The organism is Buttiauxella sp., assembly GCF_035271705.1.
In the GTDB taxonomy this organism is placed as follows: domain Bacteria; phylum Pseudomonadota; class Gammaproteobacteria; order Enterobacterales; family Enterobacteriaceae; genus Buttiauxella.
This window is the reverse complement of record NZ_DATERI010000101.1, coordinates 1-15,489: the sequence shown is the minus strand read 5'-3', so window position 1 is coordinate 15,489 and position 15,489 is coordinate 1. Positions and strand designations below refer to the sequence as shown.

Genomic DNA, 15,489 nt, shown 5'->3' with positions numbered 1-15,489 from the left:
CAACACTTCCTGGTTATTCACCAGCTCACCCAAGGTGATGTTATTTAAAAAACCAGTCAGACGGTCACTCAGATCGCGCCACAGTGCGTGAGTCAGGCACTTATCGCCGCCCTGACAACCACCTTTGCCCGCGCAACGCGTTGCATCAACAGATTCATCTACGGCGCTGATAACTTCGCCAACTGCGATGCTGTTTGCTTCTTTACCTAACAAATAACCACCGCCAGGACCGCGTACGCTGGCCACTAGGCCATTTTTACGCAGGCGGGAGAATAACTGCTCCAGGTAGGAGAGAGAGATTCCCTGACGTTCTGAGATATCAGCCAACGGTACTGGGCCTGATTCGGAGTTCAACGCAACGTCAAGCATTGCGGTCACGGCATAACGTCCTTTCGATGTCAGTCTCATGTCTTACTTAACCTCAAATCGCCCCTCGAACCGGGGGTTTTTTATAAATGTGATTATCACATAGCAGGCCGCAAGTCTGACATTCCTGAGTAAATTGGTCAACTATTTAACCTACTAATTTACTCAAGTATTATTTGCCGGATTTTTTCTCGTTATCAATAGAAGAAAGCATACCGCGCAGGATGTTAAGTTCCTGACTTTCCGGGCGTGCACGCGTATATAAGCGGCGCAATTTACTCATAATCTGGCCTGGATGGCTGGTACGAATAAAGCCGGTTTTCAGCAACACTTGCTCCAGATGACCGTAAAAACGCTCGAGATCGTCAACTGACGGATACTGAGTTTGGTCTTCCACAACCGTCGTTTCTTTGCTTTCTTCTTGGGTCGCAAGCCAGGCAATTCGAACTTCATAGGCGAGGATTTGCACCGCCATTGCCAGGTTCAACGAGCTGTATTCTGGGTTTGCCTGAATCGCAACGTGGTAGTGGCATTTCTGCAATTCGTCATTGGTTAAACCAACGCGCTCACGGCCAAAAACAATGGCGACTGGCGAGTCTTGCGCTTCAGAAATACTCTTTAAACCACATTCACGTGGGTCAAGCATCGGCCATGGCAGCGTACGAGAACGTGCGCTGGTACCAATCACCAGGCTGCATCCCGCCAACGCTTCATCCAGCGTGTCGACAATTTTAGCTTCACCAATAACATCACTGGCACCCGCAGCAAGCGCGATAGCTTGTGAATCAGGTTTAACCAGCGGATTTACCAGCCAAAGATTTGTCAGCCCCATGGTTTTCATTGCACGAGCTACAGAGCCCATGTTGCCGGTATGGGAGGTTTCAACCAGCACTATACGTACGTTTTGCAGCATTGTTGACTCATAGCCTGAAAAGATTATCGCGTCATCCTATCATAACCCTGGGACATATTCCGAACGCTCTGCTATACTCCGCCCCGTTTTCCGTTCTTTAACATCCAGAGAGAGACCGATGCATCCGATGCTCACCATCGCCGTGCGCGCTGCGCGCAAGGCGGGCAATTTAATTGCCAAGAACTACGAAACCCCTGACGCTGTAGAAGCGAGCCAGAAAGGTAGCAACGATTTTGTGACTAACGTAGATACCGAAGCCGAGCGCTTGATTATCGAAATTATCCGCAAATCCTACCCGCAACACACCATTATCGCTGAAGAATCAGGCGAACTGGCGGGTACCGAGCAGGATGTGCAATGGGTTATCGATCCTCTGGATGGCACTTCTAACTTCATCAAACGTTTGCCGCACTTCGCGGTATCAATCGCTGTTCGTGTTAAAGGCCGCACTGAAGTTGCTGTGGTTTATGACCCAATGCGTAACGAGTTGTTCACCGCGGTACGTGGTCAAGGCGCACAGTTGAACGGTTACCGTCTGCGCGGCAGCAATGCACGTGACCTCGACGGCACCATTCTGGCAACGGGCTTCCCCTTCAAGCTGAAGCAACACGCCACCCCATATATCAACATCGTTGCCAAACTGTTCACCCAGTGTGCAGACTTCCGTCGTACCGGTTCAGCAGCACTTGATCTGGCATACGTTGCGGCTGGCCGTGTTGATGGTTTCTTCGAGATTGGTCTGAAGCCTTGGGATTTTGCAGCAGGCGAACTGATTGCTCGCGAATCTGGTAGCCTGGTATGTGATTTCACCGGCGGCCACAACCACCTGCTGACCGGCAACATCGTTGCAGGTAACCCGCGCGTTGTTAAAGCAATGCTGGCAGCTATGCGTGATGAACTGAGCGAAGCGCTGAAGCGTTAATCTCAGAGAGCGGGTAGCGCTTGCTTACCCGCTCTTGTTCTCTTGTTTAGAAAGGTCGAATCCCACGTACCGCTGGTTGAGCACTCAGCCACATCACCACCGCCGCCAGGACCAAAATTCCTCCCCCCGCTAAAGCCAATGTCGCCCAGGCAACTTGTCGCCATAAAGCCGGTGCTTTATTCCCGCTCATACGAACAGCCAAAGTACGGAATCCGTGTACCAAAAACGCCAGACCCGAAATCGTTAGCGATGTGCCTGCCGCCATCGTCAGCGCTGACAACATTCCCCAGTGATATACGCCAATCACTTTGCTAAACAACAGCACCATGATGGCACCAGAACACGGGCGCATCCCCATCGACAATACAATCATCACCCGGGCACGCCAGTCCTCTCCTGCCTCGAGCTGTTTTTCTGTCGGCAAATGCTGATGACCACAACCGCATTTTTCGTCGTGAACATGATGCGGAGTAAACGAGGTAAAACGCTGAGGTTTTCGCAGAACGTGTTGTAAATTTCGCATGGCGCGGACACACAGCATCAGGCCCAAAATGCCCACCAGCAAATAACTCCCTTTCTCCAGCCAGAAACTGCTCATGTGCAATTGTCGCGACGGTAAAACCAATATTCCCAGTACCACCGTCACCAACCCAATCGCCACCAGCCCTTGTAATAAGGAAGCGGCAAAAGTCAGTTTAAGACTGCTTTTCAAACGCGAAGGATGGGTTGCAAGCCAGGTCGTAATGACCACTTTGCCATGCCCCGGCCCCAACGCGTGAAGTACGCCGTAGATAAAACTAAATGACAGCAACGACCCACCCGCTCGCGCTGGGTTCTCGGCAACCTCACGCAAAAGCGTGCTCATTTGTTGGTTAATCGATTTCTGCCACGTTGCGCTATTAAGGATGATTTGCGGCCAGTAGTGCCACAAGCAGTAGAGCCCAACTGCGCATATCAGCAGGAAAACCGCCAGCGGCCACATTTGTAACCAACGGCGTGAATGGGCTCTGGAGGAAGGAATTACTGACATTGCAACGTAACCTGTTGAGCAAACTGTTTACCCAGTTCCATATCTTCGGGCGGCGCATCGGCTTTATCTAACGACAAGGCGAACGTCTGCATTTCTTCAGTCGGTTGCGGTGTGTTAACCGATATTTTGCAAAGTGCTGCTAGTGATTTCGGCACGCTGGCATCGCCAGGATGCTCGTAACTCATATCGACAAAAAAGGTCGGGTCGAAGGTCGCGAACTGGTAGGTTTGCCCTTTAAGCGGCTGCGGATGCGCCAGCGGTAACACAAAGGTTAGCACCGCCTGATGCCCTACCCGTGCAAGCCCGTACTCTGGCGGCAAATTGGTAAACGTCACTTTTTGGCCGTTGTGCCAAAATTCAGTGAAATAATGTTGCCCTAAAACATTCGCCATGACTTCGGCGGCAAGTGTCTTCCAGACGGGTGAGTCAGGCTTCGCATCCCCTGCGTCATACAGTAGGTCCGCTGAAGTAATTTCATCCATCGTCCACTGCATTTTCAGACCCGTTAACTGATCATTTTTGACCATGACCGTGCTCACGAGCGTAATAAAGCTATGAGGATGAGCTAAAGCTATCGGGCTAAAAAGCGCCGTGCTCAGGGCAAAAACCGCGATTCTGTTACACATTTTTCCGCTCATTATTCTCTCAAGCTTAAAATTCTGTGAGCCAGTCAGAATTCCGTAATTAAAAAGCTCAAATGGGACGATCTACGACAAAAGGTTTAGCTACTCTTAGCATTAATCACCTTTGACTTGGTTACGCGGATGATGACACTGCTTTCCCCACAACCAACTGTTCTCTCCAGTCCGCAGCGTCGCTGCCATCTGCTTTTGTTGCTCTATTTACCGGGCCAAACAGTCACCCCTGAGATACTTGCAAGACTCAACGGGGTCGATAACACTAAAGCCCTGCAAGATATAGCCGACACAAGCGATGAAATCCAGCGCTATCACCGGCTGAAGCTCATCACACAACAGGATGGCAGCTACCGGATTGAGGGCTCGCAGCTGGATCGCCGCCTGTGCTTACTGAACTGGTTGCGTCGTGCATTGCGCTTATGCCCGCACTTTGTGCAGCAACATTTTACGCCGGTAATCAAAACCCAGCTTAAACAGCAAGGGATCTTGACCGCTCTGTATGACGAAAAGAATCTGCAGGCGTTGATTAGCCTGTGTGCAAGGCGTTTGCAGCGGCAGTTTGACAGTCGTGACGTGCAGTTTATCACGCTGTTTTTGCAATACTGTTTGCATCAGCATCATGCGGGAATGACGCCTGAATTCACCGAGCAGCAACGGGCATGGACGACAGTGCGCCCGGAGTTCTTAGCAGCGCTTGAGATTGCCCGCCACTGGAAACGCCGCGTGTTGCAATCGGCCAATGAAAACGAGCAATTATTCCTCGCACTGTTATTCCTTATGCTGCGCATGCCCGACCCGATTAACGATAGCCATCACCAGGACTTACGGCTGCGTACCGCGATTTCCGGAATGATTACGCGTTTTCGTGAACAAGCCGGTATGGCGTTTAGTGACGAACAAGGTCTGAGTGACCAGCTTTATATTCATCTCGCTCAGGCGCTGGATCGCTGCCAGTTCTGCATCGGCATTGATAACAGTTTGCCGGAAGAAATTACCCGCCTCTATCCGCGATTGATGCGCACCACGCGTGAAGTCTTCAACGATTTTGAATCTCACTATGAAATGCGTTTTTCTGACGAAGAAGTGGGTCTGGTGGCGGTTATTTTTGGTGCGTGGTTAATGCAGGAAAATGACCTGCATGAGAAGCAAGTATTGTTGCTCACCGGCAACAATCTGGAGCTTGAACAAAAAATTGAACAGCAGTTACGCGAACTCACCTTGCTGCCGCTCAATATTAAATATCTGACGATTCACAGCTATCAGAAAGAGGGAGCGCCAAAAGAAGTGTCGCTGGTGATAACACCCTACTCCACCACGCTGCCGCTCTACTCTCCACCGTTGATTCACGTCACGCTGCCACTGGGTGACCACCAGCAGCAGCAGATCCGCATGATTATCGAGTGTTAACCCAAGATACCCTAAATAATTGGCGTTGCATCAAGGCGGCAAACTTATGATTCCCCTGGATCTTACTCAGGTAAGTGACTGGGGTGAATAAATGCAGCCAACGCTGATGCAGCTTCAAGTATGACGAGTATACGCGACCGGGCGCGGGCGGATAAATAATGCCGGGATAGCGACTAACGCCATGATCCAGAACACCCCGCCCTGCATATGCTGGTACAGGAAGCCTGAGAACATAGTCATAATGGCGATGCCGCCGCCCATCGCTACCGCCGAGTAGACCGCCTGCAAACGTATTACTTCATTGCCTTCCCGTGCGGAGATATAACGCATCGCCGCCAGGTGGCAAACGGTGAAGCTTCCACAATGCAGGATTTGCGCGGCAATCAGCCACGGTAAATCCGTCGTATACGCCATCAGGCTCCAACGCAGAATACCGCTCACGCCAGAAAGCAGTAGCAAATCTCGGGCGCTCCAGTGACGGAACAGCTTGTTGCTCAGGGCAAAAATCACAATTTCTGCGACCACGCCCAGCGACCACAAGTAACCCACCACCGAGGCAGAATATCCCGCACCTTGCCAGTAAATGGCACTGAATCCGTAGTATGCCGCATGTGCGCCTTGTAGCATGGTGACGCAGGCCAGAAAACGCCACGAACCGAGCACCAGTTTCTTCCAGGCAGGCCAACCCGCGCCTTCGCTATGTCGGGTTTCGCCCTGCGGCATGACGGATGGGCGCAGCATCATGCCGATAAGCATCGACGCAATACCGATACTCAACAGCACCAGAATCGCCTGATAGCTAAACAGGCTTACCAGTTTGCCGGTCATGGCAGAGCCGATAACAAACGCCAGCGATCCCCACAGCCGCACACGCCCGTAATCCATGGTAATTTGCCGCTGCCAGGTTCCGGCCAACGCATCGGTCAGCGGCACTAGCGGTGAGAAAAACAGGTTAAAGCCGACCATCACAATCAACAACCAGGTGGCGGTTTGTCCGAACCAGAAGGCGACGGCAAAAATCAGAGTGAATAAGGCGAGTAAACGTAAGGCAAACACAAGCCGGGAAGGATCGGTTACACGAGGAGCCAGTAGCAAACTACCGAGGAAACGGGCGATTAACCCTGCACCTAACAGCAACCCAATGGTTTCGGGTGGCAGGCCGACTCCAGCAAGCCAAACACTCCAGAATGGCAGAAAAATCCCGTAGCTAAAGAAGTAGGTAAAATAACTGAGCGCAAGCCAGCGTGTTGAATGCAAAACCATGATCCCTCCCGTTTTGGAGGCGTTAGTGTGTCCGAGCACAGGTTTGCATGCAAGCGTTCATTAACAAGCTAATAACATATGAAAATTATACGGTTATATATAATTACGACAACACCACAATTTCCATTTTCAACTGTGTCGACTCCCCTGCCCGCAACAATACCCATCCTGGCTGCCCTGCCATATTATGGGCATTGACCGGGTGGCTTTGCGGCGTGAGTGGATTTATCCTCGGTGACAAGCGCACCTTTTAACCTCTCAACCTGCGGGAAAAAACAGTAACAACCTCTCTGTTAGCACAAATAATCCCTACGCCAGCGGAGAACTTCACCATTCTGTGGACAACGGAAAAACCTGGCAGACCGATACCGACCAGGATCTGTTATTTGCGCTTTCTAGTAGCGCACCTTTCAAATCAGGAGTGAAGTGATGTTCAAAGCAGGAGTCATACTTTGTGGAATATTATTAACCGGATGTGCCGCCCAAACCGTTAACACGCCTCCCCCGTTAACACCGATGGATGAATGTATTAAGGCAACGCAAAACAATGATACCGCGGGAACCGCGAAGTATTGTGGTTTAGTGACGCGCGATCGTTAGTCGCCTTAGAAATAACAAAGCCCACATGATGTGGGCTTTGAACTCTTACAAGCTTGGGATTACGCGTAAACCGGCAAGCGGGCGCAGATATCCAGAACTTTCTTCTTAGTGCGTTCGATGACCGCTTCGTCGTTGATACTATCTAACACATCACACATCCAGCCAGCCAGCTCGCGAACGTCAGCTTCGGTGAAGCCACGACGCGTTACCGCAGGTGTACCGATACGGATACCAGAAGTCACAAATGGGCTCTTCGGATCGTTTGGTACGCTGTTTTTGTTCACGGTGATGTTTGCACGACCCAAGGCAGCATCGGCTTCTTTACCCGTCAGATTCTTATCAACCAGATCCAGCAAGAACAGGTGGTTTTCAGTACCACCAGACACCACTTTGTAGCCACGATCCAGGAACACGGCAACCATCGCTTTCGCGTTTTTAGCAACCTGCTGCTGGTAAGTTTTGAACTCTGGCTCCATTGCTTCTTTCAGTGCAACCGCTTTACCCGCGATGACGTGCATCAATGGGCCGCCCTGCGCGCCTGGGAAGACTGCGGAGTTCAGTTTCTTATACAGCTCTTCGCTGCCGCCTTTAGCGAGGATTAAACCACCGCGTGGGCCTGCCAGCGTTTTGTGCGTTGTGGTAGTCACAACATGTGCGTGTGGAACTGGGTTCGGGTAAACGTCAGCTGCAATCAGACCGGCAACGTGTGCCATGTCCACGAACAGGTAAGCGCCAACCATGTCTGCGATTTCACGCATTTTTGCCCAGTCAACGACGCCAGAATAAGCTGAGAAACCACCGATGATCATCTTTGGTTTGTGTGCTTTAGCTTGTTTTTCCAGGTCGGCGTAATCGATATGACCTGTTTCATCGATACCGTAAGGAACGATGTTGTACAGCTTACCGGAGAAGTTTACCGGGGAGCCGTGAGTCAGGTGGCCGCCATGTGCCAGGTTCATACCCAGAACGGTATCGCCGGGTTCCAGCAGAGTGGTGTATACCGCGAAGTTAGCCTGTGAACCAGAGTGCGGTTGCACGTTAGCGTAATCAGCGCCGAACAACTCTTTTGCACGGTCGATAGCCAGTTGTTCAACCACATCAACATATTCGCAACCGCCGTAGTAGCGTTTGCCTGGGTAACCTTCAGCGTATTTATTGGTTAACTGAGAACCCTGAGCCTGCATTACGCGTGGGCTGGTGTAGTTTTCGGAGGCGATAAGTTCAATGTGCTCTTCCTGACGTACTTTTTCTTGCTCCATAGCCTGCCACAATTGGGCATCATAATCGGCAATATTCATTTCACGCTTTAACATCCGCATCTCCTGACTCAGCTAACAGTAAAGTTTTCTCGCTTTAGCCCAAAGGCTTTTTAGCGACGGGCAACAGTGTAAACCGAATTGGTATCTGGTGATAGGTCTTGATAGAGGTTTTTACGCAAACGATTGGCTTGGCGTCCTGCAAGGGTTTAAAGCTAAAAGTGGCAAGCTATTTCAGTGGATATTAATTCATCATCAACATGCGCAGATTTCATGTTCTGTGAGCGACATCGACTCCATCAGTATCCATTTACAATGTAATGCTTTTGTTTCAGTAAATAGTTTTATAAGATGCATTTAAAATACAACATTAACTTTCCAGGTTAATTATTAGGAGCTATACCATGCTTGATGCCCAAACCATCGCTGTTGTGAAATCCACTATTCCCCTGCTCGCCGCCACGGGTCCAAAACTTACCGCACACTTTTACGATCGCATGTTCAGCCATAACCCTGAGCTAAAAGAGATCTTCAATATGAGCAATCAGCGCAATGGCGATCAGCGTGAAGCACTGTTCAATGCGATTTGTGCCTACGCTACTAATATTGAAAATCTTGCGGTACTGCTGCCTGCGGTAGAAAAAATCGCCCAAAAACATACCAGCTTCCAGATAAAACCAGAGCAGTACGACATTGTCGGCGCCCATCTGTTAGCGACACTAGATGAAATGTTCAGTCCGGGCCAGGAAGTGTTAGATGCGTGGGGCAAAGCGTATGGCGTGCTGGCGGGTGTGTTCATCAATCGTGAAGCGGAAATTTACCAGGACAACGCGGTGAAAAATGGCGGCTGGGAAGGCACTCGTGCATTCCGTATTGTGGCAAAAGAGCCGCAAAGTACGCTTATCACCAGTTTTGAATTTGCTCCGGTTGATGGTGAAGCGGTTGCCGATTACCAGCCAGGTCAATATCTTGGCGTGTGGTTAAAACCTGAAGGGTTCCCACATCAGGAAATTCGCCAGTATTCACTGACCCGTAAGCCAGATGGCAAAACTTATCGCATTGCGGTTAAACGTGAAGATTTGGGCCAGGTTTCAAGCTGGTTGCACAACCACGCACAAGTGGGTGACGAAGTGCATCTTGCCGCACCGGCCGGTGATTTCTTTATGAATGTTGAAGCCCAAACCCCGGTGACGCTGATTTCAGCAGGCGTTGGTCAGACACCGATGTTGGCGATGCTTGATACGCTGGCTAAAAATGCCCATAACGCACAGGTCAACTGGTTCCATGCGGCTGAAAACGGCGATGTACATGCGTTTGACGAAGAAGTGAGTCGACTTGGTGCGCAGTTACCGCATTTTGAGCGCCACGTATGGTATCGCACGCCAGGTGAAAGCTGCCGCGAACAGTCAAAATTCGACAGTGAAGGTTTGATGGATTTAGTCGCAATGGAAAGCAAAATCAACGCACCAGATGTGCAGTTTTACCTCTGCGGCCCGGTAGCCTTTATGCGATTTGCTGCAGAGCAGTTAGTGAAGTTGGGTGTTGCGCAGGACAAGATTAATTACGAATGCTTCGGGCCACATAAAGTGGTGTGATCTAAAACGTGGTGGATAGCGCTTCGCATATCCACCCTAAAACACCTAGGGCGGGTAAACTCAGTGTCACCCGCCGTAACAAACGCTTAAATTGCCTCGTCGTCTTCTTCGCCAGTACGGATACGTACTACACGAGCCACATCGAAGACAAAGATTTTACCGTCACCGATTTTACCGGTTTGCGCGGTACGGATAATGGTGTCCACGCAGGTATCGACGATATCGTCAGTCACCACAATTTCAATTTTCACTTTTGGCAGGAAATCCACCATGTACTCAGCACCACGGTACAGTTCGGTGTGCCCTTTCTGACGACCAAAACCTTTTACTTCGGTTACCGTCATGCCAGTGATACCAACTTCTGCCAGCGCTTCGCGCACGTCATCCAGTTTGAACGGTTTAATAATCGCATCAATTTTTTTCATGGTCTTCCCGGTTCCGCACAACTTTAGTGTGCTGCTTGGCTACAGTAATCGTGGTTTCAAATTACCACAAACTACTCTTTAAAGTCATTGGCATCGAGTTCATGCCGTGAGAGTAATTTGTAGAACTCTGTCCGGTTACGTCCCGCTACACGTGCCGCTTGAGTGACATTTCCTTTAGTCATTTGCAGCAACTTGCGCAGATAGTTCAGCTCAAACTGACTGCGTGCTTCGACAAAGGTCGGCAGCGCGGAGTTTTCCCCTTCCAAAGCCTGTTGAACCAGTGCTTCGCTGATGACAGGGGCGGAGGTCAGCGCCACGCATTGTTCAATCACGTTGACTAATTGGCGTACATTCCCTGGCCAGCTTGCAGCCATTAATCGCTTCATGGCATCAGTCGAAAAACTACGCACGAAGGGTTTATGACGCTCAGCAGATTGTCGCAACAGGTGATTGGCCAGCAAAGGCACATCTTCGGCACGTTCATGCAGCGCCGGGATCTTGAGACTCACCACATTCAGGCGATAGTACAAGTCTTCACGAAACTCGCCACGCTCCATCGCTTTGGGTAAATCACGGTGGGTTGCAGACAGAATTCGCACGTCGATATCGAGGTCGCGATTGCTGCCCAACGGACGCACTTTACGCTCCTGCAATACACGCAACAATTTGACCTGCAAAGGGATTGGCATATCGCCAATTTCATCAAGGAATAACGTTCCACCTTCTGCGGCCTGGAACAAACCTTCCCTGCTACTCACCGCACCGGTAAATGCCCCTCGGGAGTGGCCAAACAGTTCGGATTCCAGGAGTTGCTCTGGCAATGCGCCACAGTTAATTGCGATAAAGGCTTTTTTGCTACGTGGGCTGGCGTTGTGAATGGCTTGCGCGAGGATCTCTTTACCGGTGCCACTTTGCCCCTGAATCAGCACGCTGACATCAGACTGTGCGACCATGCGTGCTTGTTCCAGCAAACGCTGCATGATGGGGTTGCGCGTGACGATAGTATCGCGCCACATCTCATCCCCGGCGATGTGCGAGTGCGACAGTGCATCGTCAATGGCTTTGTAGAGCGCGTCTTTATCCACCGGCTTCGTCAGGAAGCTAAACACCCCCTGTTGTGTCGCGGCAACCGCATCAGGAATGGAGCCGTGAGCGGTCAGAATGATGACTGGCATTCCCGGCTGCACTTTCTGGATCTCGGCAAATAATGCCATGCCATCCATTTCATCCATCCGCAGGTCGCTAATCACCAGGTCGATTTTTTCTCGCCCTAACAGACGCAACCCTTCAGCACCACTTTCCGCCGTGGAGACGGTGAAACCTTCACTGGTCAGGCGCATACCGAGAAGTTTTAGCAAACCAGGATCGTCATCAACCAGCAGCAATCTGGCGGGTTTTCGCTGTGTCATGGTTTCGCCTCCTGCTCGGGTTTAGTGTTGTCCGGTAAATCTGTAGCAGCCGGTTTACGGTTGGAAAGCTGACGCTCAATATCCGTGAGGTTTTCCAGTTTTCGGGTGGTCAAACTTAACTGACTTCTGAGCCGTTGCTGCTGTTCACGCAGCGTATCGAGCTCATTATCCGAGCTTTGCTGCAATGCGCTATAGCGCGAGCGTTCGTCAGAAAGCGCCAGCAATGAAGCCTGCCCATCACGCCAGACCTGGAACAACGAACGCACTTGAACCGGGACGTCAGCGGTCAAGGCATCAAGCGCCGTCATGTTACGACGGCGCTCGGTGGGGGTAATTTTGGCGTTGGCGAGCAAAATCCCGCGTTTGAAGGTGTCGCGCCAGCTATCGGACGGCCAGCGTCGGGCTTCCTCTCGCGCCTGAGCCGGCGCTAAACGTTCAGAGCAATCCATCGCACGCAACCAGTACAGCGGGTTAGATGTAGAATCGTGACTCTGGTTTTGCCAGATATCGTCACAATTCGTCGACAAGTAATCAGCCAGTTGTTGTTCCGGTTCTTCAACGAATTCTGGGTGTTTTATATTTTCTGGTGCCGTGTTTTGTACACAACTCGCCAGGAATAACGGCACGAGCAATGCTGAGATTGGCCTAATCGAAACAAAGCTGCCAGGGTGAGATAACCAACCGTTGCGCAGCACGCTAAAAATAGTCACTTTCATTATTTATTTTTTCTCGGGAAAAACAGGCAACTCGATACGGAAGCAAACATCTGCCGTTTCATCGTCAATCAGATGCAATTCGCCATGCATACGGCGAATACAATCCAGGGCAATACTCAGACCCAGACCGCTACCTTTTACTGCACCTTTGCGCTGGTGGCTTCCCTGATAAAAAGGTTCAAAGATCATCTCTCGCTCCGCAGAGGGAATGGGGTCGCCGGTATTAGCGACATCAATCTGGAGCATGTTACCCATCTGCACGCTTCGTAGATAAATGGTACCGGATTCAGCACCATAGTGCACCGCATTGGAGTAGAGATTATCCAACACGCTCGCTAATAACATGGGCTCTGCCAGGCACGCCACCGGGCTCAGATTGCACTCGGTACGCATCATTTTAGCCCGTGCTGGCAAACTGTGAGCGGCGATAATGGCATCCATGAGTGGCCCAAGCTCAACTTTTTCAAGTTCGACCGGGATATCTGCCAGTTTGCGGTTGTAATCCAATAATTGTTCAATCAATTTTTGTAAGTGACGGCTACTATTATCGAGAATTTCTACCACTTCTTTTTGGTCGTTGGTTAGCGGTCCCACGACTTCATCGGCAAGCAACTCGGTGCCTTCACGCATACTGGCGAGTGGCGTTTTTAATTCATGGGAAATATGACGTAAGAACTCATGACGCTGGGATTCAAGCCATGAGAGACGCTCGCTTAACCAGACAATCCGCTGCCCCACCGAGCGCAGTTCGCGTGGCCCACCTTTAAACAGCACCATATTTCCCAGCGAGTGCCCTTCTCCGAGTAAGTTAATCATCCGTTCGATGCTTTTTACCGGGCCGATTATCATGCGCGTAAAGATAATCACCAGCGCAAAACTCAGCAGGAATAACACCAGCGCCTGCCAGCCAAAGAATTGTCCGCGCTCGGCGATTTCCTGCTGAAGTTGTTGCCCACGGGAAAAGACCACTGCCCGCGTGGCTTGCACCATGTCAGCATTTTTGGTGGCGAAGGTTTCAAGATGTGCAGAGGCGGCGGTATCGGGGCCGCTATTTTTACAGTGTATTTCGGCGAGGTCTTTTAGCGACTGGCTCAGGGCGTCATAAAGTTGATTGTCAGGTAAGACACCCGCATGAGCTTCAAGCATCTGCGCGTAACGCTTACGCTGCCCTTGATAAAGAGTGGCGAGTGTTGCGTCATCCAGCACGCAGTATTGCCGGTAGCTACGTTCCATTTCCAGTGCCACATTGGTCATGGCCTGGCTGCGACGTGCATCGACAAGCGTGGTGCTGTTGGTGAGTGCGGCTTGATCACTTAGCGCATTAAGACTTTGCCAGGCTTGCCATGCCAGAACCAGTAGCGGAACCAACACTAACAAAAAAGCCATCATCACAAGCTGGCGTAAAGAGCGCGGGAAAAAGTGCCACTGGTTCAATAGCTTCATCTCATTGGGATTCTGAATAATTCGATGCTAGCGGGGATTGGGCAGAGTTTAAAGTTCAGAAACGACAAAGGCAGAGAATAATCTCTGCCTTTGTTCTGGAATCAGGCGGTGCCTTACTCAACGTTTCGCCCGGAGCATGATAAAGCAGTACGAGACTGGCAATAATCAAAAGTCGGACGGCAGGCACCTTGTGTGCGTCATTCTATGGTTTATGTAGCACAACCCTTGCGGGGGCTGACATAAGAAGGTGAATGAGCCACTGCGTAGTATTATGCAGCATGTGTGCCATGTTTGCTATAAAATTTACATCTAAATGTTTTTATTATGTTTATTTAACGTATCACTCATTTAGTAAATTGTTTGCCTCTCACGCCAACTGTCGCCTTTCAGCAACACTTTACTGACCTCATCTCTACAACCTTTAAAATCAATAAGTTAAGTGTCACCTATTTGAGACAGCATATTTATCACTTGTCGGGGATCAGTGACAAAAAAATCCCTGCCGAAGCAGGGATTCTTAACAACTTAACCGAGTTGCTTGCGCGCATTGCGGAATATGCGCATCCACGGGCTATCCTCGCCCCATTCGGCTGGGTGCCAGGAGTTGCTTACGGTACGGAACACTCGCTCTGGGTGCGGCATCATGATTGTGACGCGCCCACTTTCGTTAGTGACTGCCGTAATCCCGTTTGGTGAACCGTTCGGGTTGGCTGGATAGTCTTGCGTCACTTTGCCGAAGTTGTCGATAAAGCGCAGCGCCACCAGCCCTTTGCTTTCCAGTGCTGCCAGATGTGCCGCATCGCGTACTTCAACATGCCCTTCACCGTGTGAAACGGCGATTGGCATATGCGAACCGACCATGCCTTGCAGCAACAAGGACGGGCTGGAGGTGACTTCCACCAGACTGAAGCGTGCTTCAAAGCGGTCTGAATGGTTACGCACAAAGCGTGGCCACAGGTCGCTGCCCGGAATCAGTTCACGCAAGTTCGACATCATCTGGCAACCGTTACACACACCCAATGCCAGAGTTTGTGGACGATGGAAGAAGGTTTCGAACTCATCACGCACACGTGAATTAAAGAGGATGGACTTCGCCCAGCCTTCACCCGCGCCCAGTACGTCGCCATAAGAGAAGCCGCCACACGCCACCAGCGCCTGGAAATCTTCCAGACCGCGACGACCTGCCAACAAATCACTCATGTGAACGTCAATGGCATCAAAGCCTGCACGATGGAAGGCCGCAGCCATTTCAACGTGGGAGTTAACGCCCTGCTCGCGCAGCACCGCAACTTTCGGGCGCGCACCTTTGGCGATGAATGGCGCCGCGATATCTTCTTTGATATCGAAGCTCAGTTTCACGTTCAGTCCTGGATCGTTGTCATTCGCTTTAGCTTCATGCTCTTGATCAGCGCAGGCTGGGTTGTCGCGCAGGCGTTGCATCTGCCAGGTGGTTTCTGCCCACCACATACGCAACTGGGTGCGGCTTTCGCTAAATACCGCGTGACC

At 50.9% G+C, this 15,489-nt stretch carries 14 protein-coding genes; 3 read left to right on the top strand and 11 right to left on the bottom strand.

Features of this window, described 5'->3' with window-relative positions; all coding sequences use genetic code 11:
- A partial coding sequence (gene iscR, locus VJY99_RS09400; RefSeq protein ID WP_324117786.1) for a Fe-S cluster assembly transcriptional regulator IscR occupies positions 1-408 on the bottom strand: 408 nt, incomplete at its 3' end.
- Positions 409-538: 130 nt separating this feature from the next.
- The gene (trmJ, locus tag VJY99_RS09395) at positions 539-1,279 is read right to left on the bottom strand and encodes a tRNA (cytosine(32)/uridine(32)-2'-O)-methyltransferase TrmJ (protein WP_324117785.1); all 741 of its coding nucleotides are present in this window, start codon (positions 1,277-1,279) and stop codon (positions 539-541) included.
- A 118-nt stretch (positions 1,280-1,397) separates the two neighbouring features.
- On the opposite strand from trmJ, the gene suhB reads away from it, so the two are divergent.
- Positions 1,398-2,201, top strand: a complete 804-nt coding sequence (suhB, locus tag VJY99_RS09390) for an inositol-1-monophosphatase (protein ID WP_324117784.1) — start codon at positions 1,398-1,400, stop codon at positions 2,199-2,201.
- 46 nt (positions 2,202-2,247) lie between these two features.
- On the opposite strand, the gene VJY99_RS09385 is transcribed toward suhB, so the two are convergent.
- Together VJY99_RS09385 and VJY99_RS09380 are read right to left on the bottom strand one after the other, a co-directional pair.
- Positions 2,248-3,231 carry a nickel/cobalt transporter gene (locus VJY99_RS09385; protein ID WP_324117783.1) on the bottom strand — a complete coding sequence of 328 codons (984 nt, stop codon included), beginning with the start codon at positions 3,229-3,231 and terminating at the stop codon, positions 2,248-2,250.
- The gene (locus tag VJY99_RS09380) at positions 3,222-3,857 is read right to left on the bottom strand and encodes a DUF1007 family protein (protein ID WP_324117782.1); all 636 of its coding nucleotides are present in this window, start codon (positions 3,855-3,857) and stop codon (positions 3,222-3,224) included. Before VJY99_RS09380 ends, VJY99_RS09385 begins: the two co-directional genes overlap by 10 nt.
- Positions 3,858-3,995: 138 nt before the next feature.
- On the opposite strand from VJY99_RS09380, the gene csiE reads away from it, so the two are divergent.
- Positions 3,996-5,276: a stationary phase inducible protein CsiE gene (gene csiE, locus VJY99_RS09375; RefSeq protein ID WP_324117781.1), complete on the top strand. Its 1,281-nt coding sequence runs from the start codon at positions 3,996-3,998 to the stop codon at positions 5,274-5,276.
- 114 nt (positions 5,277-5,390) lie between these two features.
- On the opposite strand, the gene VJY99_RS09370 is transcribed toward csiE, so the two are convergent.
- A complete protein-coding gene (locus VJY99_RS09370; RefSeq protein ID WP_324117780.1) occupies positions 5,391-6,539 on the bottom strand; it encodes a 3-phenylpropionate MFS transporter in 1,149 nt (382 codons plus the stop codon).
- Positions 6,540-7,198: 659 nt separating this feature from the next.
- A complete protein-coding gene (gene glyA / locus VJY99_RS09365; protein ID WP_324117779.1) occupies positions 7,199-8,452 on the bottom strand; it encodes a serine hydroxymethyltransferase in 1,254 nt (417 codons plus the stop codon).
- Between the two features lie 347 nt (positions 8,453-8,799).
- Between glyA and hmpA the strand changes: the two genes are divergently transcribed.
- Positions 8,800-9,990 carry an NO-inducible flavohemoprotein gene (hmpA, locus tag VJY99_RS09360; protein ID WP_324117778.1) on the top strand — a complete coding sequence of 397 codons (1,191 nt, stop codon included), beginning with the start codon at positions 8,800-8,802 and terminating at the stop codon, positions 9,988-9,990.
- 86 nt (positions 9,991-10,076) lie between these two features.
- Here the strand turns inward: hmpA and glnB are convergent, their stop codons facing one another.
- The 5 genes from glnB to VJY99_RS09335 form a co-directional block, all read right to left on the bottom strand.
- Entirely contained in the window at positions 10,077-10,415 is a 339-nt protein-coding gene (gene glnB, locus VJY99_RS09355) for a nitrogen regulatory protein P-II (RefSeq protein WP_324117777.1), read from the bottom strand.
- Between the two features lie 71 nt (positions 10,416-10,486).
- Positions 10,487-11,824, bottom strand: coding sequence for a two-component system response regulator GlrR (gene glrR / locus VJY99_RS09350; RefSeq protein WP_324117776.1), 1,338 nt, complete (start codon positions 11,822-11,824; stop codon positions 10,487-10,489).
- Complete coding sequence (qseG, locus tag VJY99_RS09345; protein ID WP_324117775.1) at positions 11,821-12,540, bottom strand: two-component system QseEF-associated lipoprotein QseG; 720 nt, start codon at positions 12,538-12,540, stop codon at positions 11,821-11,823. Before qseG ends, glrR begins: the two co-directional genes overlap by 4 nt.
- A gap of 3 nt (positions 12,541-12,543) precedes the next feature.
- Positions 12,544-13,983 (bottom strand): sensor histidine kinase, encoded by a 1,440-nt coding sequence (locus VJY99_RS09340; protein ID WP_414641580.1) that lies wholly within the window; start codon positions 13,981-13,983, stop codon positions 12,544-12,546.
- Positions 13,984-14,508: 525 nt separating this feature from the next.
- Positions 14,509-15,489, bottom strand: a 981-nt coding sequence (locus tag VJY99_RS09335; RefSeq protein WP_324117774.1) for a phosphoribosylformylglycinamidine synthase subunit PurQ, incomplete at its 5' end; no start/stop codon positions are given.

What these genes read in the sequence shown, in the direction of transcription:
- VJY99_RS09370 (WP_324117780.1), bottom strand. Translation starts at nt 6,539, where the DNA reads ATGGTTTTGCATTCAACACGCTGGCTTGCGCTCAGTTATTTTACCTAC.
- VJY99_RS09385 (WP_324117783.1), bottom strand. Translation starts at nt 3,231, where the DNA reads ATGTCAGTAATTCCTTCCTCCAGAGCCCATTCACGCCGTTGGTTACAA.
- suhB (WP_324117784.1), top strand. Translation starts at nt 1,398, where the DNA reads ATGCATCCGATGCTCACCATCGCCGTGCGCGCTGCGCGCAAGGCGGGC.
- trmJ (WP_324117785.1), bottom strand. Translation starts at nt 1,279, where the DNA reads ATGCTGCAAAACGTACGTATAGTGCTGGTTGAAACCTCCCATACCGGC.
- VJY99_RS09340 (WP_414641580.1), bottom strand. Translation starts at nt 13,983, where the DNA reads ATGAAGCTATTGAACCAGTGGCACTTTTTCCCGCGCTCTTTACGCCAG.
- VJY99_RS09380 (WP_324117782.1), bottom strand. Translation starts at nt 3,857, where the DNA reads ATGTGTAACAGAATCGCGGTTTTTGCCCTGAGCACGGCGCTTTTTAGC.
- glyA (WP_324117779.1), bottom strand. Translation starts at nt 8,452, where the DNA reads ATGTTAAAGCGTGAAATGAATATTGCCGATTATGATGCCCAATTGTGG.
- csiE (WP_324117781.1), top strand. Translation starts at nt 3,996, where the DNA reads ATGATGACACTGCTTTCCCCACAACCAACTGTTCTCTCCAGTCCGCAG.
- glnB (WP_324117777.1), bottom strand. Translation starts at nt 10,415, where the DNA reads ATGAAAAAAATTGATGCGATTATTAAACCGTTCAAACTGGATGACGTG.
- qseG (WP_324117775.1), bottom strand. Translation starts at nt 12,540, where the DNA reads ATGAAAGTGACTATTTTTAGCGTGCTGCGCAACGGTTGGTTATCTCAC.
- hmpA (WP_324117778.1), top strand. Translation starts at nt 8,800, where the DNA reads ATGCTTGATGCCCAAACCATCGCTGTTGTGAAATCCACTATTCCCCTG.
- glrR (WP_324117776.1), bottom strand. Translation starts at nt 11,824, where the DNA reads ATGACACAGCGAAAACCCGCCAGATTGCTGCTGGTTGATGACGATCCT.